The sequence below is a fragment of the Kitasatospora sp. NPDC101235 genome, from assembly GCF_044767505.1.
GTDB lineage: Bacteria > Actinomycetota > Actinomycetes > Streptomycetales > Streptomycetaceae > Kitasatospora.
In genome coordinates this window covers 110,575-131,776 of sequence record NZ_JBIWNZ010000017.1, presented here as the reverse complement: position 1 = coordinate 131,776, position 21,202 = coordinate 110,575, and the positions used below count along the sequence as shown (strand labels likewise).

Below are 21,202 nucleotides of genomic sequence, written 5' to 3'. Positions count from 1 at the left end.
GGGTGGGCAACGATCCAGAGGTCTCGGTGGCCAATGAGGTCACCGGCGGGACGGTCAACGGCAACGTGATCCAGGCCGGAACGGTCAATCTGACCACGGCCGTTGAACCCGAGGTAACCGCCGAGTCCATGGCCGCCGCCCGCGCCGCGTACGCCCGGCGGGTGCGGGAGACGTACGGCCGGCTCGACCTGGAGGTGCTCACGCCGCTCTCCGAGCAGGGTGAGCACCCGGCGGTCGAGCTGCGGGAGGTGTTCGTCCCCCCGCAGGTGCGGGAGGATCCTCCACCGGTGGAACTGCCGCGCGAGCTGGTCCAACGGCTGCTGGCGAGCGGTGAGTTCACGGAGGAGGTGCTGCCGGGCGACCTCGGCCGGTCCGCCCTCGAACGGCTGCGCACCGAGTACCTGAACCGGCCGACGGAGGACGTGCTCTCCGTCCTCGCCGGGCCGCGCGGCGAACGGGTGGTCCTGCTCGGCGACCCGGGGTCCGGCAAGTCCACCCTCGCTCGGTACCTCGCCCTCACGCTCGTGCAGGACGCCGCCGGCCCGCTCGCCCCGCTGAGCGGCCTGGTGCCGCTGGTGGTCGAGCTGCGACAGTACGCCGACGGGCGGTGGCGCGAGCGGACCTTCGAGGACTTCCTCGATCACCGCCACGCCGTCGCGGGGATGTCCTTCCCCGGCCCCGAGCTGCGCCGACTCCTTACCGAAGAACGGGCTGTGGTCGTCTTCGATGGTCTGGACGAACTCTTCGACCCGGGCGTGCGCGCCGCCACCGCCGAGCGCATCGCCGCCTTCGCGGCCCGCTACAACCGGGCGCGCGTCGTCGTGACCTCGCGCGTCATCGGCTACCAGCGCGGCCCGCTCGGCGGCGCCGGGTTCACCCACTTCATGCTCCAGGACCTCGACCCGGCCCGGATCGCCGACTTCGCCCGCCGCTGGTACGCCATCGCCTGTCCGACGGATCCCGAGCTCGCCGGCCGGCTGGTCGACCGCATCACCAGCGCCGTCGAGTCTTCCCGCCCCATCCGCGAACTCGCCAGCAACCCCCTGCTGCTGACCATCCTCGCCATCATCGGCCGCCGCCAGTCTCTGCCCCGTGACCGCCAGGGCGTCTATGAGCACGCGGTGCGAGTACTGGTTGCCCACTGGGACCGCGACACCAAGTACCTGAGCATCGACTCCTTGCCAGCAACTGGCCGACCCATCCCGATGTCCTGCCACTCCTTGTGTGTAGCGCCACCGCTGACCCATCCCCAGCAACCCGGGTGACCGCTTTACGCCAGCTCAGATTGCATTGGCCGGATCATCCGGATGTTCAACAGACGCTCCAGGACCGCGCAGATAGCGATACAGCACCGATGAATCGCGACCGCGTCATGAACCTGCTGATAAACCACTGGCCGAAGCGCTCTGATGGCCCCGCTCGGTTGATGGAGCTCGCGGCCGATGATGACGACGAGATCATCCGTGGTGTTGCACTTGAAAGTCTCGTTCAAACATGGCCGACGGCCGACGGGATTCTCACACTGCTTCTCGACCGTGCGGTCAACGACCCCTCTGTCCTCATTCGCGCCGTGGCGACCAACGATCTCGCACGGCGTTGGCCCAAGAGTCCTGAGGTCATGGCCATCCTGCGGAATCTCGCAACTCGCAACACCGACAACATCGTCCGAATCTCCGCACTCAGGGCGATCGCCGCCGTGGCTAGGGAGACACCCAATACCTTCGAACTGCTGGTCCGGACAGCCACTGAGTCCAAATCTACCTCCGTAAGGGAATTGGTGCTGAATCTTCTGACCAAACGCTACGGATCTCGCGGTGGAACGATCCGGGTTCTCCTCAACCGCGCCATGGAGGACCCGGTTCCCACGATCCGTGGCACAGCTCTCAGCTGCTACGCGATGCTTGCCTTCGACGCAGCCGAAAGCACCATTCGCGCCCGAGCCACGGTGGACCCCAGTCCGGAGGTGCGCGGCCGGGCGCTGACCATGCTCGCCTGGCAGTGGCCCAACAGTCCGGAGACCACGGCGGCCCTCCGGTCCGCGCTGGCCGACGATCCGGAGACCGCGGTCCGTGAGGCCGCCCAAGCCGGGCTCGGGGCCGTCGCGCACCTCACCGCCGGCTCCTGAACTCCGTCAGAAGTCCCAGCTGCGGCCCGCCGCCCACGTCTCCAGCGGCTGCCAGTCGATGTCGGGGTGCTCGGCGTGCAGGGCGGCGGTGTCGATGTCGAGGCCGGGCTCCTGGAAGTAGCGGAACATCGTGGCGAGGTCCTCGGAGTACCCGGCCGCGACCGAGAGCGGCACCTCCGCGAAGCGGATCGGCCGGCCACTCGCCGCACTGATGGCGGCGGCAATCTCCTCGCCGGTGCGCCACTGCGAGGCGATGTCGATGCGTCGTCCCGCGTAGGCCTCGGGCCGGGCGAGGACGTGGGCGGCGAAGGCGCCGATGGTGTCGGCGGCAATCATGGGAAGCGGGACGCCGGGCGGCATGGGGAGGTGGAAGACGCCCTCGCGGAGGGACTTGAGGGTCCAGTCGTTGGCGTAGTTCTCCATGAAGGCGGCCGGGCCGAGGACGGTCCACGGCAGGCCGAGGCCGGCCAGGTGCCGCTCGATGCGGTGCTTGCTGTCGAAGTGGGGGATGCCGGTGGAGCGGTCGGCGTTGGCGGCGGAGGTGAAGACGACGTGCCGGACGCTTCCGACCAGCCGGGCAGCATCCAACAGGGCGGTGCCCTGGCGGACTTCGGTGTCGAGGTCGGTGCCGAACGGGGTGGACATCGCGAACAGCGCGCCGGCGCCGTCGAGCGCCGCCACCAGCGAGGCCGGGTCGTCGAAGTCGGCGTGGACCACCTCGGCTCCGAGCGCGGCGAGTTCGGCGGCCGCGGGCGAGTCGGGCTCGCGGGTGAGGGCGCGGACGGGTCGGCCGGCGCGCAGCAGGGCGCGGGCGGTGACGCCGCCCTGGGCGCCGGTGACTCCGGTGACGGCAACGGGAAGCGAAGACTCGATTATCTGCGTCATGCAGACAACATAGGGAGCGATCTCTGTGCGACGCAAACAATTATCGGGCAGCCAGTTACCCTTCCCTCATGACGACGACCCGCGACGAACTGATGGCCCGGCTGTGGCCGGTCTCGCGCCGCTACCTGGCCTCGTACGTGCTGTTCAACCAGGCCGTCGCCGACCACCTGGGCATGCACCCGACCGACGTCCAGTGCCTCAACCTGCTCACCCTGGAGGACGGGCCGGTCACCACCGGCCGGATCGCCGAGCTCACCGGGCTCACCAGCGGCTCGGCCACCCGGCTGGTCGACCGGCTGGAGAAGGCCGGGCTGGTCACCCGGCAGCGCGACGAGGCGGACCGCCGCCGGGTGCTGGTCGCGGTCCTCCCCGAGGCGCTGGAGCGCTTCGGGGCGGTGTGGCGCGAGCTGTCCACCGACTGGGCGGCCGTCTTCGCCGAGGACAGCGAGGCCGAACTCGCCTTCCTGCTACGGCACATGAACCGCACGGTCGAGCTGAGCCACCGGCAGGTCGCCCGGCTCGCGGCCATGGCCTCCGGGGAGTCAGGCGGGTAAGGCGGGTCCTGACGACCGTGCCGGGCGGAGGACGCTACGTCTTCCGCAGCTCCGGCGCCGGCACCCCGATCAGCAGCCGTCGCACCGCGTCCCAGGCCGCACGCAGAGCGGCCGCGCAGGCGCGGGTGTCGGAGCCGAGCAGCCGCAGCCAGGCGCCGCTGTCCTGCGGCAGCACGCTGACCCCGTACAGCAGCTCGCCGTACTCCTGACCGCAGCCGGCCACCGCCTCGTGCAGGACGTCCGCGATCCGGCCCGCCGGGGCGAGCGGGCTGAGGACGTACAGGCTGGACATCACGTCGTGCCCGGCCAGCACCGCCGGCCCGGTGACCCCGCCGCCCCCGGTCACCGAGGGCTCCAGCCGTACGGTGTCCAGTGCCACCAACTCGCCGTCCGGGCGCCGAACTTCGAGGTCGGACGCGAACACCCGGTAGGCGTTGCGCTCGCCCCGGGCGAGCCGGCCGGCCAGGACGGTCTCGGCGGCCAGCACCGTCGCCTCCGGGTCGACGGTGAGGACGGTCCGCTGGTAGAGGCGCGAGTCGACGAAGGGGATCACCGGCTCGGGCAGGTACTCGACGTAGGCGCGCGGGCCGGCCGTCAGGTTGACCAGCTGCGTCGCGTAGTCGTGCTCCATCCGGTAGACCTTGGTGGCCGCCTGGGTGGTCAGGTGGACGGCCGTGTCGGCGCCGCAGTGCAGGTCGGTGCGGAGCCGGTCGGCCTGGAGGATCCCGCCGCCGGTGGACATCAGGAAGGTGACGGCGAGGTCGGGGCGGGCCGGGTCGAAGTACAGCGGGCGCATGATCTGCAACGGCGACTTCTGGTAGTGGCCGGTGAGTTCGGTGCGCCCGGCGATCTGCTCGAAGGCCAGCTCCAACAGCCCGACCTTGCCGGGACGCCCGACCCCGAGGGTGTCGGGCGTCCCGGCGTGGCGCCGGACCTCGTACGGGACGCGGACCGGCTCGTAGTGCCGGGGGTCGAGCCGGGGCACCGCCGCAACCGAAGCGTCCACACCGGCCGGAGCGGCCGACGAGCCTGTCACGCCGGGACCTTGCGGAAGGTCTCCAGGAAGGCCGCGATCTCCTCCAGCCCCTCCCCCGTCAGGCAGTTGGTGAGCACCACCGGACCGCCCTCACGGACCCGGTGGGCGTCGGACTCCATCACCCCGAGGTCGGCGCGGACGTACTGGGCGATGTCGATCTTGTTGATGACCAGCAGGTCCGACTCGGTGATGCCCGGGCCGCGCTTGCGGGGCATCTTCTCGCCCTCGGCGGTGTCGAGGACGAAGAGGAAGAGGTCGACCAGCACCGGGCTGAAGGTCAGCGTGAGGTTGTCGCCGCCGGACTCGAACAGCAGGGTGTCGACGTCCGGGAAGCGCTCCAGCATCTCGGCGCCGGCCGCGAGGTTCATCGTCGGGTCGTCGCGGACGGCGGTGTGCGGGCAGGCGCCGGTCTCCACGCCGACCACCCGCTCGGGGTCCAGCACCCCGGCCAGGGTGCGCCGCACGTGCTGGGCGTCCTCCTGGGTGTAGATGTCGTTGGTGATGACGGCCGGGCGGTGGCCGCGGGCGATCAGCACCGGGACGAGCGCCTCGATCAGCGCCGTCTTTCCGGAGCCCACCGGCCCGCCGATGCCCACGCGGAGCACGTTCTCGGTCAACTCTCCTCCTCTGGTCGTACATTGTGCGAAACAACGGATTCAGCTCATGAACAGCCGGGCCTCCGCCCGTTCGTGCCGTCCGGACATGGCGTCCGCGACCGGCACGCAGCCGCCGAGGTCCGCCAAGTCCCGTACCAGGGCGGCCGAGACGACCTCCCGGATCACCGGGGAGGCCGCCCGCAGCACCACCTGCGCCTTGCGGTGGTCGGTCAGCCGCAGCCGAAGCGCGGCGCCGACGAAGCTGGTGCAGAACGCGAACAGGTCGCTGGTGACGGCCTGTTCGACCGGAACGCCGGCCGAGGCGTACGCCACCCCGGCCGCCACCGCCTGGCAGCCGGGGGCCCGCTTCTGCGCGACCAGCGCGGCGTACCGCTCCAGCGCCTCGCCGCCCACCGACTCCCTGGCGATGTCCAGGAGTTGGCGCCCGGTCCGGGTGGCGGCCAGGCGCAGCTCACGGTTGAGCCTGGTGGCGTGCAGCCGCTGGTCGGTCTCGGCCAGCAGCTCCCAGTCGCCCGCCGTGGCCGCCCGGTGGGCCAGGACCAGCGCCGTGGCGTCGGACGGTCCGACGCCGTGCCGCAGCAGGTCGGCGAGCAGCCCGGGCAGGGTGTCCGGGGTGACGGCCCTGGCCTGGGCGTAGCCCTCCAGCCCGTGCGAGAGGGTGTAGAAGCCGCTGGGGAAGGCCGAGTCGGTCAGCTGGAGGCAGACCAGCAGGGCGTCCAGTCCGGTGTCGGCGGTCCCGGCGACATCAGCGGCATCAGCGGCATCGCCGGCGCCGGCGTCGACAACGCTCACGCGAGGTAGAACAGGTGGTTGAGCGGCAGCTCGCGGGCCGGCTCGATGGTGGCGGGCTCGCCGTCCAGGGTGACCTTGTACGTCTCCGGGTCGACCGCGATCTTCGGCAGCGCGTCGTTGCGCACCATGTGCTGCTTGCCGATCGAACGGCACCGCCGCACCGGCAACACCCTGCTCTCCAGACCGAGTTCGGCCGGAACGCCGAGGTCCACCGCGGCCTGCGACATGAAGGACACCCGGGTGGCCTGCCTGGCCCGCCCGTACTGGCCGAACATCGGCCGGTAGTAGACCGGCTGCGGGGTGGGCAGCGAGGCGTTCGGGTCGCCCATCAGCGCCCAGTTGATCACGCCGCCCTTGATGACCATCTTCGGCTTGGCGGCGAAGGAGTTGATCGGCCAGAGCACGATGTCCGCGAGCTTGCCGGGCTCCAGCGATCCGATGTGGTCGGCGGTACCGGAGGCGATGGCGGGGTTGATGGTGAGCTTGGCGAGGTAGCGCAGGACGCGGACGTTGTCGTTGCGCTCGCTGTCGCCGGCCAGCTTGCCACGCTGCTCCTTGCAGTGGTGGGCGGTCTGGAAGGCGCGGGTGAAGGACTCGCCGATCCGCCCCATCGCCTGCGAGTCGGAGGAGAAGATCGAGATGACGCCCTCGTCGTGCAGCACGGTCTCGGCGGCGATGGTCTCGGCGCGGACCCGGGAGTCGGCGAAGGAGACGTCCTCGGGGATGTTGTGGCTGAGGTGGTGGCAGACCATCACCATGTCCAGCAGCTCGTCCACCGAGTTGACGGTGTAGGGCAGCGTCGGGTTGGTGGAGGACGGCAGCACGTTGGGCTCGCCGGCGATCCGCATGATGTCGGGGGCGTGGCCGCCGCCCGCACCCTCGGTGTGGAAGGTGTGGATGGTGCGGCCGTCGATCGCGGACAGGGTGTCCTCGAAGTAGCCGGACTCGTTGAGGGTGTCGGTGTGGATCGCCACCTGCACGTCGTACTCGTCGGCGACGCTCAGCGCGCTGTCGATCGCGGCCGGGGTGCTGCCCCAGTCCTCGTGCACCTTGAGTCCGCACACGCCCGCCTCGACCTGCTCGCGCAGCGCGCCGGGCAGCGAGCCGTTGCCCTTGCCCAGCAGGCCGACGTTGACCGGCAGCTCCTCCACCGCCTGGTACATCCGGTGGATGTTCCACGGGCCGGGGGTGCAGGTGGTGCCGTTGGTGCCGTCGGACGGGCCGGTGCCGCCGCCGATCAGGGTGGTGATGCCGTTGCTCAGCGCCTCCTGCACCTGCTGCGGGGCGATGAAGTGGATGTGGGTGTCGATGCCGCCTGCGGTGGCGATCAGGTGCTCGCCGGAGATCACCTCGGTGCCGGGGCCGATCACCAGCCGCGGGTGCACGCCGCTCTGGGTGTGCGGGTTGCCGGCCTTGCCGACGGCGACGATGAAGCCGTCCTTGACGCCGATGTCGCCCTTGACCACGCCGAGCACCGGGTCCAGCACCACCACGTTGGTGATCACCAGGTCGAGCGCGCCCTGCACGGAGGTCGCGGCCGGGTCCTGGGCCATCCCGTCGCGGATGCCCTTGCCGCCGCCGTAGACGGCCTCGTCGCCGTAGTGGCCCTGGTTGTGGTCCTGTTCGACCTCGACCACGAGGTTGGTGTCGGCGAGGTGGAAGCGGTCGCCGACGGTGGGGCCGAAGAGGTCGGTGTACTGCTTGCGGGAGAGGATGGCCATCAGCGGTCGCCTTCCTGGTGGAGCTCCGGGTGGAGGTCCCGTGACCGGTCTTCCTTGTGGTCGAGGTTGGTGCCCTTGAAGCCGCGGGCGATGGCCCGGTCGACGGCGCGGGCGCGGGTGTCGGGGGCGGTGATGCCGCCGTCCACGAGGTTGGCGAAGCCGACCAGGCGGCGGTGGCCGCCGAACTCGGCGAGCGTGACGTCCTTGGTGTCGCCCGGCTCGAACCGGACGGCGGTGCCGGCCGGGATGTCCAGGTGCTTGCCGAAGGCGGCGTTGCGGTCGAAGTCGAGAGCGCGGTTGGCCTCGAAGAAGTGGTAGTGGGAACCGACCTGGATCGCCCGGTCGCCGGTGTTGCTGACCGTGACGGTGGCCTTGGCGCGGCCGGCGTTGATCTCCACCGGGTCCTCGCCGTACAGGTATGCGGCGCTACCGGACATGGCTGGCCTTCCTTTCTGCCGGGTCAGTGGGGGCCGTGTGCGTGGGGGGTGTGCGCGTGTTCGTTGGCGTGGTCGCGGCGGTGCTGGTGGCCCTGCTCGCCCGGCCCGTGGCTGTGGCCCTGTCGGACCGGCCCATGGCTGTGGCTCTGCTCGCCCGGCCCGTGGCTGTGCGTGTAGCCGTGCCCGTGCTCGGCGTCGAGGCCGGCCAGGATGCCGTCCTCCCCGTGCCCGAGCAGGTGCAGCGCCGCCGCCGTCCGGGCCGCGACGACCCCGGCGACGGCGGACGGCCGCAGCAGCGGGCCGCCGTCCCGTACGCCGGGCAGCGCGGTGCGCAGGGCCGGCCCGAAGGAGGCCGGAACGGCCGTCACCTCGCGGGCGCCGAGCAGCCGGCAGCGTTCGGTGCCCTCGGCCGGGTCGGGGTCGCCGCCCTCGAAGGCGACCTCGACCCACCGGTGCCGTCCGTACTGGCGGGCGAGGCGGGCGATCCGGAACAGCTCGGCGTCCTCGAACGGGCCGGCCGCCGGGGCGGTGACCAGCACCGCGCCGTCGGGGGCGGTGCGGGCGGCGGCGCGCAACCAGCCGATCAGGTGGTCGGCGGCGCCGAAGGGCGCGGTCAGTGCGAGCCGGCCGTGGGCCTCCCCGGCAGCCAGCCAGCGCAGCGCCCGAGCGGTGTCGGCGACCAGTTCGGGGTCGCGGCCGAGCGTCATCGGTACGACGCACACCGGCCCGTCGCCCGCCGCGGCGAGCGCCGACCGCACGGCCTCGGTGAGCGGACGGCCTGCGGGGACGGCGGCGCGCACCGTGGGCTCGCGGGCCACCAGGGCGGCGAGATCCCGGCCGCCGTCGCTCTCGTGCCCGCCGGCCAGCACCACCGCGGCGGCCTGAGGCTGGGTCATCGCTCAGGCACCCACCGGGTCGTGACAGGAGACCAGCTTGGTCCCGTCCACGAACGCCGCCTCGACCTGGAGCAGCGGGAGCATCTCGCGCACGCCCGGCATGACGTCCTCGCCGCCGACGACCTGCTTGCCGATCTCCATGCACTCGGCGACGGTTCGGCCGTCCCGGGCACCCTCCATGATCGCCTCGCTGATCAGTGCGCAGGCCTCGCTGTAGTTCAGCTTGACGCCGCGGTCGCGGCGTTTGCGGGCCAGATCGGCGACGACGTAGATGTACAGCTTGTCCATCTCACGCGGCGAGAGATTCACGGGCACCACTCTTCCTTTCCGGGAATCCGATGGGTGACATGCAGGAGGTGTTCGACGGACGGGAAATCCAGGGGCGCCGGATGTGGATTCAGGCCCGGCGCAGGCGGGGGACGGCCGGCACCGCCGCCAGGAACAGCAGGGTGGTCAGCACGAACGGCCAGGTGAAGGCGTGGCCGCCGAAGGGCGCGCAGACGGCGCCGAGCGCGGGGGTCAGCACGGTCGCGGCCGCCGCCCCGACCAGGGCGTAGGCCGCGCTCCAGCCGTCGGGCGCCAGGAACACCCCGCACAGCGCGAGGGCGACCAGCACGCCGCCGTACCCGAGCAGGCCCTGCCCGACCGCCTCACCGGGAGCACCGAACACCCAGGCCGTGAGCAGCCCGGTGGCGCTTCCCGCACAGGCCATCAGGCCCGCGAGGCGGCTCGCCGCGAACAGCCCGGTCAGGAACAGCAGGCCGACGTACCACTGCGGCATGAAGAAGATCTGACCGATGTTCGCGAAGAACCCGTGCCAGAGCTGTTCCCAGCTCAGCCCGGTCGGACCGTCGGCCGGGACGGGCAGGGCGGCGGGTGCGCCCGCGCCGTGCCACAGCCGCCGGAAGCCGGGGGCGGCCACCGTGACGGCCGTCGCGACCAGGCAGAACGGCGCGGTCAGCGCGGGCAGCCGCCAGGTGGCGAGCAGCGCCCCGACGCCCGCCGTGACCACCACGGCCACGGCGGCCCCGAGGACCGCCACCGCGACCGTCGCCGGGTGCCCGGCGTCCAGGAAGACGGCGCAACCCAGCGCCACCAGACACCCGTTGTACCCGTGCAGCCCCGCGCCGACGGTCTCCCGGTCGAGCCCGAGCCCGTACGCGACGGCGGTGGAGACGGCGCTGCCGAGCAGTCCGTAGAGGCCGTACCGCCAGCCGGCGGCGAACAGTGCGGCCACGAAGAAGAGCCCGCAGACGACGGACGGCATGAAATCGACTTGTGCGACGCCGCGCAGGACTTCCGCGGCCCACCTGCCGGATATCGGACGAGTCGCCACCGAGGCGCTCTCCCCACCCTTTTGCCAACCCATGCTGCGCACCAATTTCCGGTACGGCCGGCCTGCCCGGAAGTCGGCCCCGGCGATTCCTCCGGAACCGTACTCCTACGGATTGCGAAGTCCAGTGGGAGCGGACTGTTACGCCGAATCCACGAAGGGTGACCATCGGGTCACTGAGCTGCAACAATCTGTTGAAGTCGGCGCCGCCCGCGTTCGTTGCGGGGAGAAATCCTTTGCGAAGTTTTACCGACGGTTGACGTCGGCGGCGCCGGGGCCCGCGCTCACTGCGCCCGGATCAGATGCCGGGCCAGGAACCGCTCGCACGAGGCCAGTTCGAGCTCCGGCACCTCCAGGTGCCCGCCGGGGTTGGCGTGCAGCGTCTTCTCCCGCGAACCCAGCGCGCCGAACAGGGCCAGCGCCCCCTCGCGCGGGACCAGCCCGTCGTCCCACTGGAGGAGGAACTCCACCGGCACGCCGACCCGCCCCGCCGCCTCCGTCTGCGACGCGTGCCCCGTCAACCCGAACACCGCGACGGCGATGCGCGGTTCGGCCGCCACCAGCGGGATGCCGATCACGCTCCCCAGCGACAGCCCCCAGTACCCCACCGGCCCGAGGTCCTCCACCTGCCCGCCCAGCACGTCCAGCACGGCCACCCACTCCGGCACCGCCCGCTCCGCGAGCACCGCCGTGTGCCGCGCCACCCACGCACTGATCGGCCGGCCCGCCGCGATCAGCTCCCCGATCTCGGTGGCGAACCGCTCGTCCTGCGCGCTGCGCGCCCGCTCCCCGTGCCCCGGCGCGTCCAGCGCCACCGCCGCGAACCCGTGCCGGCGCACGCACCGCCGGGCCCGCGCCACCACCCCCGGCCCCAGCTTGTGCTGGCCGCCACCGTGCCCCAGCAGCACCAACGGCCGCCCACCGAGGGGCGATCCGTCCGGGTGCCAGAGCACACCGGGCACGCCGTCGAGGGTGAAGCTGCGCTGCGTCACGCCGTCCGCGCTGGATTCCGAGGTGAAGTGCACCCCGCCATCATGGCTCCCGACGCGCGTTCGAGTCCCGGCTTTCACCGTTGTCGGCGGAACAGGTGTCCGGCCCGTTGTCAGACCGGCCCGGCAGAGTGCCGGTCATGTTCAACGGACTGCACGACATCGACTGGACGCAGCTGCACCACGCGTACGGAACGGCCGAGGAGGTGCCGGAACTGCTCGCGGCCCTGGCTTCCACGGACGAGGAGGAGCGGGGCAAGGCGCTCGACCGCTACTACAGCGCCCTCTTCCACCAGGGCAGCGTCTACCCCGCCACCACGGCCAGCCTGCCGTTCCTGTTCGAGCTGGTGGACGACCCGGCCACGCCCGGGCGGGCCGCGATCGTCGAGCTGCTGTCCGGTATCGGCCACGAGTCGGCGGCGTGCGAGGACCACGGGTACACCGACGGGGACCACTCCGACGCGCTGGCCCTCCTGCGCCGACGGAGCGACGTCTTCGTGCGGTTCGCCACCGACGACACCGGGAGCCGACTGCTGCGGCAGGCGGCGATCCCGGCGCTCGGCCTGCTCGTCGAGGACACCGTCCGGGCCGCGGCGGTGCTGCGCGAGCGGCTGCCCGCCGAGCCCGGAGTGGTCGAACGGCTGCTGCTGGTCGAGGCCATGGCGACACTGGCCCTGCGCCGTACCGAAGCGGCGCCGGACGCGGCGGTGTGGCTCACCGCCCTGGCCGGGGACGCCACCCTGGACCCCACGACCCGGCTCGCCGCGCTCGTCCACCGGGCCCGCTGCACCGAACCGGGTCCACAGGACATCCCGGCCGCCATCGACCTGCTGCGGCAGGAGCCGGCGCCGGCCGGCGAGTGGTGGGCCTCCCCCGCCCCGACCGGGCCCAAGCCCCCGATCGAACCGGGCAGCGCACCCGGGTACGTCATCGCCGCGTTCGCGGAGCTGGACCGGCACGCCGCGGTCCACTCGCCGACCACCCGGCTGCTGCGCGACTTCCACGAAGTCCTGGACTCCCGGGTGCCCGAGCGCACCGCACTGCTCGCCGAACAGCTGTGCAGCCCCGACCCCGGGTCCCGCCTCGACGCACTGCGGATGACCGCCGAACTCGTCAGGTCCTGGCGCGGCGACCACGGTTCGCTGATCGCGCTGGTCGCCGGACGGCTCGCCGACCCCCACCCCGAGGTGGTCGCCGAGGCCGCCGCCGTCCTCAACGCCTGCCATGTGACCGCCGGACCCGCCCGCGAGGCCCTCGCCGCCCTCGTCGCGGCGCAGCGCGCCGAGGGCGGGCCCCAGGTGTGGGCCTCGCCCGAGCCGCACCGGCGCCGGGCACACCAGGAGGCCGTCCTGGCGCTGGCGCAGCTCGGCGACGAACGGGCGCTGCCGGGCCTGCTGACGGCGCTGGACTCGGGGGACGATGCCTGGCGTGCCGTCCAGGTTGCCCGCCATCTTCCTGCCGCGACAGGCGAGTTGTCGCCCCGGCTGGCCGGGATGCTGCGCGGGTTCGACCTGTCCCGGGAGTGGATCGAGACGGAGGTGCGGTCGGTCGTGGGTGCCCTGGGGGTGCTCGGCGACGCGGCGGTGCTCCCGGCCCTCACGGAGGCCCTCGACGCGGCCGTCCGGGAAGGACAGTGGGGCATCGTCGAATCCACGCTCCAGGCCCTGCGACGGCTCGGCCCGGCGGCCGTACCCGCGTTGCCGCGAATCCGCGCCCTGGCGCACGGACCGGAGGCCAGGGTCCGTCCCGTCGCCCTCGGCGCGCTCTGGGCGGTCGAGGGCGACGCGGCGGAGATTCTGCCGCCACTGCTCGAACTGCTCGACACCGACAGCCCCTTCGGACTGTTCACGGTCGTGGACCTCCTCGGCGGGATCGGCCCGGCAGCGGCGGCCGCCCTGCCCCGGCTGCGTGAACTGCTCACCAACGGCTACGACTGGGTTCGCGTCCACTGCGCCGCCGCACTCTGGGACATCGGCGGTGCCCCCGAGACCGCGGCGGTCCTCGACGCGCTCCTCCCGGCCTGGGAGAACAACTCCGCCACCGGCGGCCACGTCGCGGCCTGCCTGGAGCGGATGGGCGCCGCCGCCGCACCGGCCGTCCCGCTGCTGCGCGCACAGCTCGAACTGCCGCAGCGGGGCGGCCGGTTCGGGAGCATCGAGGAGGACGAGAAGCTTCAGCGCCGGTGCCGCACGCTCCTCGCCCGCCTCGACCCGGACGGTCAGTCGCCGGCGACGGAGGGCGCCAGGCAGAACGGGTGACCCTGCGGGTCGAGCAGGACCACCCACTGCCCCTCCCCCGGCTGGAACGCCGGCCGGGTGGCCCCGAGGGCCAGCAACTCCTCGACGGCTCCCGGCAGATCGGCGACGGCGAAGTCGAGGTGCAGCCGCGCGCCGCCTTCCGGCCAGCCCGGCGCACGGTGGCCGTCCACCCGGACGAAGGCCAGCCCGGGCGCGGCACCGGCCGGGGCGAGGGAGGCGAAGTCCTCGTCGCTGTGGGTGAGTTCCCACCCGGTGGCCTTCTGGTAGAAGGCGGCGAGCGCGAGCGGGTCGGCGCTGTCGAGGACGATCGTGGCGGGCTGGTTCAGCACGGACATGGTGCGGGCTCCTGCGGTTGCGGGTGAATGCGGGCACTGCTGCTGTTGCCGTGCACAGCCTGCCGCCGGCCCGCCGCGCCGGTCTTGAACATCCTTGCAGGCGGCCGTCGGGCCGGCCCTGGTGTCAGACCCCGCCCGTACCCTGCCGACCGTGCTCACCGCCGAACCCGTCGCCACCCGGCCCGACTTCGACATCAGCGCGGTCGCCTGCCGCAGCGACCACGTCCGCTGGTCCCCGCCGGAGGTCCATCGCGGCCACCGCATGGTGCTGGTCCGGCACGGCCGCTTCCGCCGTCGCGCCGCCGGGGTGGCCGCCGACCTCGACCCGAACCTCGGCTACCTCGGCACACCGGGCGAGGAGGAGAGCTTCGCCCACCCCAGCGGCGGCGACCGGTGCACCTCGATCAGCGTGACGCCCGCGCTCTGGCGCTCCCTCGCCGGCGACGGCCCCGGGCCGGGCGCCGGAACGCTCTACGTCGATCCCGGACTCGGCCTCGCCCACCGCCGCCTGCTCGCCACCGCCCGCTCGGGGGACGTCGACTACGCCGTCACGGAGCAGCTGCTGGGACTGCTGGCCACCGCCGTCACCCGTACGGCCCTCGGGCCGACACCCGCGGCGGCCCGCCCGTCCGCCGCCCGCGACCGCGCCCTGGTCGCAGCGGCCCGCGAGGCGATCGCCGAGGACCACCCGGCCTCCCGCACCCTGCTGTCCCTCGCCGGACTCCTGGGCGTCTCCCCGTACCGCCTGAGCCGCGCCTTCCCCCGCGAACTCGGCGTCTCACTCACCCACCACCGCCACCACGTCCGCATCACCCGCGCTCTCGACCGCCTCGAAGCCGGCGAACCCAGCCTGGCCACCCTCGCCACCGACCTCGGCTACGCCGACCAGGCCCACCTCACCCGCACCCTCCGCCACCACCTCGGCCACACCCCCACCGCCCTCCGCCACCTGCTGAAACCAGCCGCGGAGTGAAAAGTCGACCGGGCCGACTTCCCACTCCGGCCCGGTCCAGCGGGGCTCCGGTGGGTGGCGGGGCCGGGGGTGCTACTGCGCGGCCCGGGCGGGCTCGCGGAGGAAGGCGAGCAGCAGGTCGGTGGTGTCGGCCGGGCGTTCCAGGCTGGGGAGGTGGCCCGCCCAGGGGAGTTCCCGGTGGCGGGCGTCGGGGAGGACGGTGGGGAGGGCCGCCGCGATGTCGCGGAAGTCCGGGAAGTCGTGGGCGCCGGACACGGCCAGCGTGGGGGCGGTGATCCGGCCGAGGTCGACGTCCTCGCGGTCGGAGCCGAACGTCGCCTCCATCTGGACGTCGAACGCGTGGCGCTGCATCCGGCGGACGTCCGCGCGGGCCTGCTCGTCGGCCTCCGGGCCGAGCCAGGAGTCGACGTTCAGCTCGACGGCCGCGTCGAGCTCCCCCGCCTCGATCAGCTCGTCCTCGCGTCCGCCGAAGGCGCGCAGGGTGTCACTGGGCTGGTGTCCGGGCATGCCCGCGCCGAGCAGCGCGAGCTTGGTGACCGCCGCGGGGCGCAGCGCGGCCGCCGTCAGGGCGATCCGGCCGCCGTAGGAGGCGCCGACCAGGGCGGCGGTCTCGATGCCCAGGTGGTCGAGGAGGGCCAGGACGTCCCCGGTGTCGCTGTACGGGCCGTCCGCGAGCGGCGTGTCGCCGAAGCCGCGGAAGTCGCAGCGGACCACCCGGTACCCGGCGTCGATCAGCGGCTGCCACTGCGCGTCCCACATCCGCCGGTCGCACACCGAGGAGTGCAGCAGCACCACGGCGGGCCCACTGCCCGCTACGTCATGAGAAATGATCACCCGGCGGATGGTAGTGCCCGCGCCGTCGCTCCCGCCGTCGCCCCCAGGCAATGTGAAGCCGCCACAGCCACCGGTAAGCGCTTCCGGCCGCCCCCGGGCTCTGGACGGGTGAAGGAGGTGCTCGGAAGTGCTCATGAGAGAAGCGAAGAGCGATCAGGACGACGGGTTCCAGGCGTTCGTCGTCGCGGCCTGGCCACGCCTGGTGCGGACGGCGTACCTGCTGGCCGGCGAGCAGTACGCGGCCGAGGACCTGGTGCAGTCCGCGGCCGAGAAGGCCTGCGCGGCCTGGTCGAGGGTGCGCCGGGCCGACGATCCGTACGCCTACGTGCGGCGGATCCTGGTCAACCAGCACGCCCGCCGCTGGCGCCGCCGGGCGCCGGAGCTGCTGATGGAAGCGGTGCCGGACGCACCGGGGGTGGAGGACGGCTTCGCCCGCTCCGACCAGCGCGGGGCCCTGCTGGCCGCGCTGGCCACCCTGCCGCCGCGCCAGCGCGAGGCGGTGGTGCTGCGGCACTGGGAGGACCTGAGCGACAGCCAGACGGCGGCCGCCATGGGGTGTTCGGTGGGCGCGGTGCGCAGCCACGCGGCGAAGGGCATCGCACGGCTGCGGCAGGTCACGGCGCTGGTGGAGCTCAAGGACACGACGCAGATCGGAGGAATGGCATGAACCGGGAGACGGACGGGATGGGTGCGGGCGTGGACGACGGCAAGGACCTGTGGGTGGGGCTCGGCCTGGCCGAGGCGGCGGCCGGCGCGCGGATCGGCCCGGCCCCGGTGGCGGACATCGTGGCGGGCGGCCGCCGGCTGCGGCACCGCCGCCGGACGGTGGTCGGCGCCGTGGCGCTGGCCTCGGTGGTGGCCCTGACCGGCGGGGCACTGGCGCAGCTGCGCCCGAACCCGGCTCCCGCCCACGGGATCGGCCCGGCGGGCGCCGGCGCCGTGCTCGCGCCGGCGACCGCCCCCGCGACGAGCGCGACCCCCGCGGTGCGCGACCCGCTCACCCCGGTCCGGGTGCTGCTGGGCCAGGACCGGACCCCGGACGGCAAGCAGTGGCAGCTGTGGGAGGCGCTGTGGCCCGAGGCCCCGCGGGAGCGGGCGTTCGAGCAGGCGACGGCGGTGTGGGAGGAACGCATCCGGTACGACCCGGCGGTCCCCAGGCCGACGGAGGACTTCGTTCGGCAGTACTGGCAGCCCGACTCCGATGTCGTCAACGTCTACTTCACGGTGGACGGGGTGCGGCTCAGCCATGACTCCGAGGGCACCCAGGCGGCCCCGGGCAAGGTGGACCCGCGCAGCAGGACGAGCTTCGGCGGCGGGGTGGTCGGCCACCGGGGCAAGGGCGACACCGTGGCGCCGCTCGACGTGGTGCTGCTCTCCCTCGGCCCGGACGTCGGCCGGGTGGTGGTGACCTGGGCGGACGGCTCCACCACCGAGCCGCCGTTCGTCACCGTGGCCGACTCCCCCATCCGCGCGATGGTGGTGGCCCGCCCGGGGACCATGCGGGCGAAGTCCTGGCAGTTCTTCGACAGGGACGGCAACAAGCTCCCGGACGCCGGCTCCAGGTTCCTGACCGAACCGGCCTCATGAGGGAAACGGCCTCCTGAGGAACCGGCCCGTGGTCGGCTGGAGCGGTGGCGACTGACGGGGTGCCGGTGAGGCAGGCGGCGGGGTGGGGCGCACTGGGACTGGTACTGCTCGCCTGGACGGTCTTCGAGGCGGTGAAGCACACCGGTCCGACGATCCCCCTCGCGGTGGTGGGGGTCCTGGTCCCCTTCGTGGCGAAGCTCGCGCCGGGCAACGTGCTCGCCCGGCACCTCGTGCTCGGCCCCTGGGTACCGCTGGCGGTCGACGCGGTCTGCGTCGCCGTCCCCGGCCCGCCGGAGGACACCGCCGCACCGTTCACCTTCGGCCTGGCCTGGTTGACGCACCTCGCCCTGCGGCGTGCCCGGGGTACGGTGGCCGGCTAGGAGGCCTGGCCTGGCGGGTGGCGTTCGGCCACCATCGCGGCCATCGTCCGCAGGTCCGTGAAGTAGGACGCGCCGTACTCGTCCTCGATCAGGGGCAGGGCCTCGTCCACTACGGCGAGGGACTCGCGGAGGGCGGCCACCTGCCGGCCGTCGAGTTCCTTGTGGATGTCCACCCACACCAGCCCGGCGATCTCGAAGTCGAGCAGCGCCGCGTCCTTTCCCGCGAGTCGGGTTCTGCGAAGGGCATCCGGGAAGGGGGCCTTGCGGTACGCCTCCCAGAGCCGGGCGAGTTCGTCGTCAGCGTGTGTCATCCCTGCAGTCTCGCCACTCACGACCGCTCCCACCAGCGGTTTGCGGAGTGGGGAGTCGGCTCGGCCGACTTCCCACTCCCCGTCCCTCCTCAGCCGAGCAGGAGCTTCGCGGCCACCGTCGCGCCGTCCGTGCGGACGTCGGCGGCGAGGGCGGCGGCGCGCTCGCGGGTGGCGGGGGTGAGGGCGTGGCGGAGGGCGGCGGTGAGGCTCTCGGTGGTCGGGGTCGGGCCGTCGTGGGCGACGCCGATGCCCAGCTCCGCCACCCGTGCGGCCCAGTACGGCTGGTCCACCATCTGCGGGACCAGCGCCTGGGGCGTGCCGGCCCGGGCGGCCGTGGTGGTGGTGCCCGCGCCGCCGTGGTGGACGACGGCGGCGACCTTCGGGAACAGTGCCTGCTGATTGACCTCGCCGACCACGAAGCAGTCCTCGGCCCCGTCCACCTCGGCGAGTCGGGCCCAGCCCCGGCCGAGCAGCACCCGCCGGCCCTGCGCCCGGACGGCCTCGACGGCGGCCCGGGCGGCGTCCGCCGGGTCGCGCAGCGGCATGCTGCCGAAGCCGACGTACACCGGCGCGTCGCCGGCCGCCAGGAAGGCCGACAGGTCTGCGGGCAGCGGGCGTTCGTCCGGCAGGATCCACGCGCCGGTCTGCACCACCTCGGGCCAGATCCCGCCGTCCCCCTCGGAGCCGGGCCACGGGTCGAGCAGCGGGTCGGTGGCCAGCCACGGCCGGCCGGTGAGGACGTGGTCCCGGACGTTGTCGACCTGCGGCAGTCCGACCGCCGCCCGGTGGGTGTTGACCGCTTCGCCGAACAGCGCGTTCATCGTCCCGATGTTGAGCTCCCACAGCTCCCGATGGTCGGTCACCTCCGGTGGGTACGGCCGCATCCGGTACTCGAACGGCCGGTGGTGCGGGGAGGGCAGCATGGTCGGCTGGAGGGCGACGCACGCGAAGCGGGCGCCCAGTTGCTCGGCCGCCGCCTGTGCGCCGGCCACCGCCGGGAACAGGCCGGTGGCCACCACCGCACCGCCCGGCTCGGCCGCTGCGAGCACCGCCGCATGGAACTGCTCGACCAGCCGGGCGGCGCGCTTGGGGAGGTCCGAGGGGGCCGGGGGCGGCCCGCTGACCAGTGAGCGCACCGACTGCCCGACCGCCAACAGATCCACTCCGGCCTCGGCCAGCCGCGCCGAGGACTCGTCGTCCGGCGGTGCGCACACCCGTACCTCGGCGCCCAGTTCCTTCAGCCGCAACGCCAGCGCGGCCATCGGCTCGACGTCCCCGCGCGACCCGTACGTCGACAACACCACTCGCACTTCGTGACTCCCCGTTTCCGCAGGCTGCGTCCTTGAGCCGGTGATTCTGCGGCATCACCGGGGCCTTGTGGCAAGGCCCCCCGTGCGCTATACGTTGAGAGTGGCGAGGAGTGGTGACACCTCCGCGGACGCCGACACAAGTTCCGGCACAAGCGCCTTCGCAACGCCGTCACAGCAGCGAACTCCCCTTGACCGCCCGGCCCTTCCGGCCGTCCTCAGCGCGCCGGGGCACCCGGAATTCCCCGGCCGGGCGCCGCACCACCTGCCAGACTCTCCCCATGCGCGCGATCATCGAGGACATGGCCGGCCAACTCACCCGCGTGCCGGGCGTGGTGGGGGTGATGCTCGGCGGGAGCCGGGCGCGGGGCGAGGAGCGGCCGGAGTCGGACTGGGACCTCGGGGTGTACTACCGGGGCCGCCTCGACCTCGACGAACTGCGGGCGCTCGCCGGGCCGGAGGTCGAGGTGGCCGGCCCGGGCGGCTGGGGCCCGTGGGTGAACGGCGGGGCGTGGCTGCGAATCGACGGTGCCGCCGTGGACTGGATCCTGCGGGACCTCGACCGGGTCGGGCAGGTGTGGGCGGACTGCCGGGAGGGCCGCTACGAGGTGGGGACGCAGGCCGGCCACCCGCTCGGCTTCTGGTCGCCCTGTTACCCGGGCGAGGTCGCCCTCGGGCAGCCACTGGCCGACCCCACCGGGGAGTTGACGCGGCTCAAGCGGCAGACCGCCGACTACCCGGAGCCGCTGCGCGGGGCCCTCACCGCGGCCACCTGGGAGGCCGGCTTCCTGCTCGACACCGCCGCGAAGAGCGCCGTCCGCGCCGACGCCCTGCACGTCTCACTCTGCCTGTCCCGCGCCGTCGGCATCCTGATCCAGGCCCTGTACGCCCATCACCGCCGCTGGTGCCTCAACGAGAAGGGCGCCCTGGCCGTCGCCGAGCAACTGCCCGACGCCCCGCCGGGCTTCGGCCCGCGCGTGCGCAGCCTGCTCGCCGCGCCCGGCGGGTCGGCGGCCGAGCTGACGGCCACCGTCGCCCGGGCGCGGGAGCTGACCCGGGAGACCGTGGCCGCGCTGGACCGCTGAGCCGGCCGGGGCGGAGCGGAGGACCCCGGCGGTGCCCGGTGGCGCGGTGCGGGGTGGTCAGTCCCGGTGCCAGGAGGCGGTGAGCTCGTGGTCGGGTTCGGCCGTCACCGCGACGGCCGCCGCCCTCAGTTCCCGCTCCCAGTCGTGCTGCGACCCGGGTTCCCGGTCGTCGAGGCAGTCCGGGCAGCAGATCCGGCCGACCACCTCCGCGAGCCGCTCTTCCACCGCGGTCGCGGTCGAGCCGCCCAGGTGCCAGAGCCGGACGACGGCCTCCTCCGGCGTGATCTCCCCCGACGTCAGCCGGGCCGCCGTGCGGTGCAGCACGCAGCGTCGGACGAAGTCGCCGTCCGGCACCGGCAGGCCGAGCTCGGCCATCGCCTGCCACAGCAGCTCCGTCAGCTCGGCCGAGCTCTCGCCACGGCCCCGCCGCCCCGCCAGCTCGCACAGCGCGGGCGACTCCTCGCCGACGCCCGGCGCCAGCAACTCGGCGGCGGCCATCGGCAGGCCCTCGGGGTGGACGAGTCCGGCGGTGTACTGCCAGGCCAGGGTGAATGCGTCGTTCATGGCGACATCCTGACAAGACGACCACGGCCGTCGCCACCGGACAAGCCGCCCTGCGGAAAACCGCAGGGCGCGGCGGTGCGGTTTTCCGCAGGAGGTTCGCCGGAAACCCTCATACCGCCGCTGACCTGCGATTTCTAGCGTGGAGACCAGAGCCGGACGCACCAGCGCCGGCACCCCTGCCAC

Annotated in this window: 24 protein-coding genes; 9 read left to right on the top strand and 15 right to left on the bottom strand. The window is 73.3% G+C overall.

The features are described 5' to 3' along the window. The first annotated feature begins 2 nt into the window (after positions 1–2). Together ACIRRH_RS26550 and ACIRRH_RS26545 are read left to right on the top strand one after the other, a co-directional pair. Positions 3–1,265 carry an NACHT domain-containing protein gene (locus ACIRRH_RS26550; protein WP_403072182.1) on the top strand — a complete coding sequence of 421 codons (1,263 nt, stop codon included), beginning with the start codon at positions 3–5 and terminating at the stop codon, positions 1,263–1,265. Then, complete coding sequence (locus ACIRRH_RS26545; RefSeq protein WP_403072180.1) at positions 1,262–2,125, top strand: HEAT repeat domain-containing protein; 864 nt, start codon at positions 1,262–1,264, stop codon at positions 2,123–2,125. Before ACIRRH_RS26550 ends, ACIRRH_RS26545 begins: the two co-directional genes overlap by 4 nt. 6 nt (positions 2,126–2,131) lie before the next feature. Here ACIRRH_RS26545 and ACIRRH_RS26540 read toward each other — a convergent pair whose 3' ends face one another. After that, positions 2,132–3,010: an NmrA/HSCARG family protein gene (locus ACIRRH_RS26540; protein ID WP_403072177.1), complete on the bottom strand. Its 879-nt coding sequence runs from the start codon at positions 3,008–3,010 to the stop codon at positions 2,132–2,134. 68 nt (positions 3,011–3,078) lie between these two features. Here ACIRRH_RS26540 and ACIRRH_RS26535 point away from each other — a divergent pair, with 68 nt between their 5' ends. After that, positions 3,079–3,564, top strand: a complete 486-nt coding sequence (locus ACIRRH_RS26535; protein ID WP_403072174.1) for a MarR family winged helix-turn-helix transcriptional regulator — start codon at positions 3,079–3,081, stop codon at positions 3,562–3,564. 34 nt (positions 3,565–3,598) lie between these two features. Here ACIRRH_RS26535 and ACIRRH_RS26530 read toward each other — a convergent pair whose 3' ends face one another. The 9 genes from ACIRRH_RS26530 to ACIRRH_RS26490 form a co-directional block, all read right to left on the bottom strand. Next, on the bottom strand, positions 3,599–4,600 hold the full coding sequence (locus tag ACIRRH_RS26530; protein ID WP_403072171.1) for an urease accessory protein UreD: 1,002 nt from the start codon (positions 4,598–4,600) through the stop codon (positions 3,599–3,601). Continuing rightward, entirely contained in the window at positions 4,597–5,217 is a 621-nt protein-coding gene (ureG, locus tag ACIRRH_RS26525) for an urease accessory protein UreG (protein WP_363384032.1), read from the bottom strand. Before ureG ends, ACIRRH_RS26530 begins: the two co-directional genes overlap by 4 nt. A gap of 39 nt (positions 5,218–5,256) precedes the next feature. Continuing rightward, a complete protein-coding gene (locus tag ACIRRH_RS26520) occupies positions 5,257–6,009 on the bottom strand; it encodes an urease accessory protein UreF (RefSeq protein ID WP_403072168.1) in 753 nt (250 codons plus the stop codon). Then, complete coding sequence (gene ureC / locus ACIRRH_RS26515) at positions 6,006–7,730, bottom strand: urease subunit alpha (protein WP_403072165.1); 1,725 nt, start codon at positions 7,728–7,730, stop codon at positions 6,006–6,008. Before ureC ends, ACIRRH_RS26520 begins: the two co-directional genes overlap by 4 nt. After that, entirely contained in the window at positions 7,730–8,167 is a 438-nt protein-coding gene (locus ACIRRH_RS26510) for an urease subunit beta (protein WP_403072162.1), read from the bottom strand. The genes ureC and ACIRRH_RS26510 overlap by 1 nt, the downstream gene beginning before the upstream one ends. 23 nt (positions 8,168–8,190) lie before the next feature. Continuing rightward, entirely contained in the window at positions 8,191–9,063 is an 873-nt protein-coding gene (locus ACIRRH_RS26505; protein WP_403072159.1) for a sirohydrochlorin chelatase, read from the bottom strand. Positions 9,064–9,066: 3 nt separating this feature from the next. Further along, on the bottom strand, positions 9,067–9,372 hold the full coding sequence (locus ACIRRH_RS26500) for an urease subunit gamma (RefSeq protein ID WP_224284926.1): 306 nt from the start codon (positions 9,370–9,372) through the stop codon (positions 9,067–9,069). A gap of 88 nt (positions 9,373–9,460) precedes the next feature. After that, positions 9,461–10,432, bottom strand: a complete 972-nt coding sequence (locus tag ACIRRH_RS26495) for an urea transporter (RefSeq protein ID WP_403072156.1) — start codon at positions 10,430–10,432, stop codon at positions 9,461–9,463. 248 nt (positions 10,433–10,680) lie between these two features. Next, complete coding sequence (locus ACIRRH_RS26490; protein ID WP_403072153.1) at positions 10,681–11,421, bottom strand: alpha/beta hydrolase; 741 nt, start codon at positions 11,419–11,421, stop codon at positions 10,681–10,683. A gap of 104 nt (positions 11,422–11,525) precedes the next feature. Here ACIRRH_RS26490 and ACIRRH_RS26485 point away from each other — a divergent pair, with 104 nt between their 5' ends. Beyond that, the gene (locus ACIRRH_RS26485; protein WP_403072150.1) at positions 11,526–13,643 is read left to right on the top strand and encodes a HEAT repeat domain-containing protein; all 2,118 of its coding nucleotides are present in this window, start codon (positions 11,526–11,528) and stop codon (positions 13,641–13,643) included. On the opposite strand, the gene ACIRRH_RS26480 is transcribed toward ACIRRH_RS26485, so the two are convergent. Beyond that, on the bottom strand, positions 13,604–13,978 hold the full coding sequence (locus ACIRRH_RS26480) for a VOC family protein (RefSeq protein ID WP_403072147.1): 375 nt from the start codon (positions 13,976–13,978) through the stop codon (positions 13,604–13,606). The genes ACIRRH_RS26485 and ACIRRH_RS26480 overlap by 40 nt on opposite strands. Positions 13,979–14,129: 151 nt before the next feature. Here ACIRRH_RS26480 and ACIRRH_RS26475 point away from each other — a divergent pair, with 151 nt between their 5' ends. After that, positions 14,130–14,951 (top strand): helix-turn-helix transcriptional regulator, encoded by an 822-nt coding sequence (locus tag ACIRRH_RS26475; RefSeq protein ID WP_403072144.1) that lies wholly within the window; start codon positions 14,130–14,132, stop codon positions 14,949–14,951. A gap of 72 nt (positions 14,952–15,023) precedes the next feature. Here the strand turns inward: ACIRRH_RS26475 and ACIRRH_RS26470 are convergent, their stop codons facing one another. Then, the gene (locus ACIRRH_RS26470; RefSeq protein ID WP_403072141.1) at positions 15,024–15,785 is read right to left on the bottom strand and encodes an alpha/beta fold hydrolase; all 762 of its coding nucleotides are present in this window, start codon (positions 15,783–15,785) and stop codon (positions 15,024–15,026) included. A 133-nt stretch (positions 15,786–15,918) separates the two neighbouring features. Between ACIRRH_RS26470 and ACIRRH_RS26465 the strand changes: the two genes are divergently transcribed. From ACIRRH_RS26465 to ACIRRH_RS26455, 3 genes are read left to right on the top strand one after another with little or no spacing between them, the layout of a single operon-like run. Next, a complete protein-coding gene (locus tag ACIRRH_RS26465) occupies positions 15,919–16,452 on the top strand; it encodes a SigE family RNA polymerase sigma factor (RefSeq protein ID WP_403072318.1) in 534 nt (177 codons plus the stop codon). Beyond that, positions 16,449–17,372: a hypothetical protein gene (locus tag ACIRRH_RS26460; protein ID WP_403072138.1), complete on the top strand. Its 924-nt coding sequence runs from the start codon at positions 16,449–16,451 to the stop codon at positions 17,370–17,372. Before ACIRRH_RS26465 ends, ACIRRH_RS26460 begins: the two co-directional genes overlap by 4 nt. Before the next feature lie 44 nt (positions 17,373–17,416). Beyond that, positions 17,417–17,752, top strand: coding sequence for a DUF4260 domain-containing protein (locus tag ACIRRH_RS26455; RefSeq protein WP_403072136.1), 336 nt, complete (start codon positions 17,417–17,419; stop codon positions 17,750–17,752). On the opposite strand, the gene ACIRRH_RS26450 is transcribed toward ACIRRH_RS26455, so the two are convergent. After that, positions 17,749–18,063: a hypothetical protein gene (locus tag ACIRRH_RS26450; protein ID WP_403072133.1), complete on the bottom strand. Its 315-nt coding sequence runs from the start codon at positions 18,061–18,063 to the stop codon at positions 17,749–17,751. The two genes, ACIRRH_RS26455 and ACIRRH_RS26450, sit on opposite strands and share 4 nt — an antisense overlap. 89 nt (positions 18,064–18,152) lie before the next feature. Beyond that, positions 18,153–19,373, bottom strand: coding sequence for a glycosyltransferase (locus ACIRRH_RS26445; protein ID WP_403072130.1), 1,221 nt, complete (start codon positions 19,371–19,373; stop codon positions 18,153–18,155). Between the two features lie 278 nt (positions 19,374–19,651). Here ACIRRH_RS26445 and ACIRRH_RS26440 point away from each other — a divergent pair, with 278 nt between their 5' ends. Continuing rightward, positions 19,652–20,455, top strand: a complete 804-nt coding sequence (locus ACIRRH_RS26440) for a nucleotidyltransferase domain-containing protein (RefSeq protein ID WP_403072128.1) — start codon at positions 19,652–19,654, stop codon at positions 20,453–20,455. A 57-nt stretch (positions 20,456–20,512) separates the two neighbouring features. Here ACIRRH_RS26440 and ACIRRH_RS26435 read toward each other — a convergent pair whose 3' ends face one another. Then, the gene (locus ACIRRH_RS26435; RefSeq protein WP_403072125.1) at positions 20,513–21,019 is read right to left on the bottom strand and encodes a hypothetical protein; all 507 of its coding nucleotides are present in this window, start codon (positions 21,017–21,019) and stop codon (positions 20,513–20,515) included. Positions 21,020–21,202 lie beyond the last annotated feature (183 nt).

Coding starts and splice junctions, on each gene's coding strand:
- ACIRRH_RS26535 (WP_403072174.1), top strand. CDS start 3,079: ATGACGACGACCCGCGACGAACTGATGGCCCGGCTGTGGCCGGTCTCG.
- ACIRRH_RS26465 (WP_403072318.1), top strand. CDS start 15,919: ATGAGAGAAGCGAAGAGCGATCAGGACGACGGGTTCCAGGCGTTCGTC.
- ACIRRH_RS26460 (WP_403072138.1), top strand. CDS start 16,449: ATGAACCGGGAGACGGACGGGATGGGTGCGGGCGTGGACGACGGCAAG.
- ureC (WP_403072165.1), bottom strand. CDS start 7,730: ATGGCCATCCTCTCCCGCAAGCAGTACACCGACCTCTTCGGCCCCACC.
- ACIRRH_RS26505 (WP_403072159.1), bottom strand. CDS start 9,063: ATGACCCAGCCTCAGGCCGCCGCGGTGGTGCTGGCCGGCGGGCACGAG.
- ACIRRH_RS26440 (WP_403072128.1), top strand. CDS start 19,652: ATGCGCGCGATCATCGAGGACATGGCCGGCCAACTCACCCGCGTGCCG.
- ACIRRH_RS26485 (WP_403072150.1), top strand. CDS start 11,526: ATGTTCAACGGACTGCACGACATCGACTGGACGCAGCTGCACCACGCG.
- ACIRRH_RS26510 (WP_403072162.1), bottom strand. CDS start 8,167: ATGTCCGGTAGCGCCGCATACCTGTACGGCGAGGACCCGGTGGAGATC.
- ACIRRH_RS26435 (WP_403072125.1), bottom strand. CDS start 21,019: ATGAACGACGCATTCACCCTGGCCTGGCAGTACACCGCCGGACTCGTC.
- ACIRRH_RS26540 (WP_403072177.1), bottom strand. CDS start 3,010: ATGACGCAGATAATCGAGTCTTCGCTTCCCGTTGCCGTCACCGGAGTC.
- ACIRRH_RS26450 (WP_403072133.1), bottom strand. CDS start 18,063: ATGACACACGCTGACGACGAACTCGCCCGGCTCTGGGAGGCGTACCGC.
- ACIRRH_RS26495 (WP_403072156.1), bottom strand. CDS start 10,432: ATGGGTTGGCAAAAGGGTGGGGAGAGCGCCTCGGTGGCGACTCGTCCG.
- ACIRRH_RS26480 (WP_403072147.1), bottom strand. CDS start 13,978: ATGTCCGTGCTGAACCAGCCCGCCACGATCGTCCTCGACAGCGCCGAC.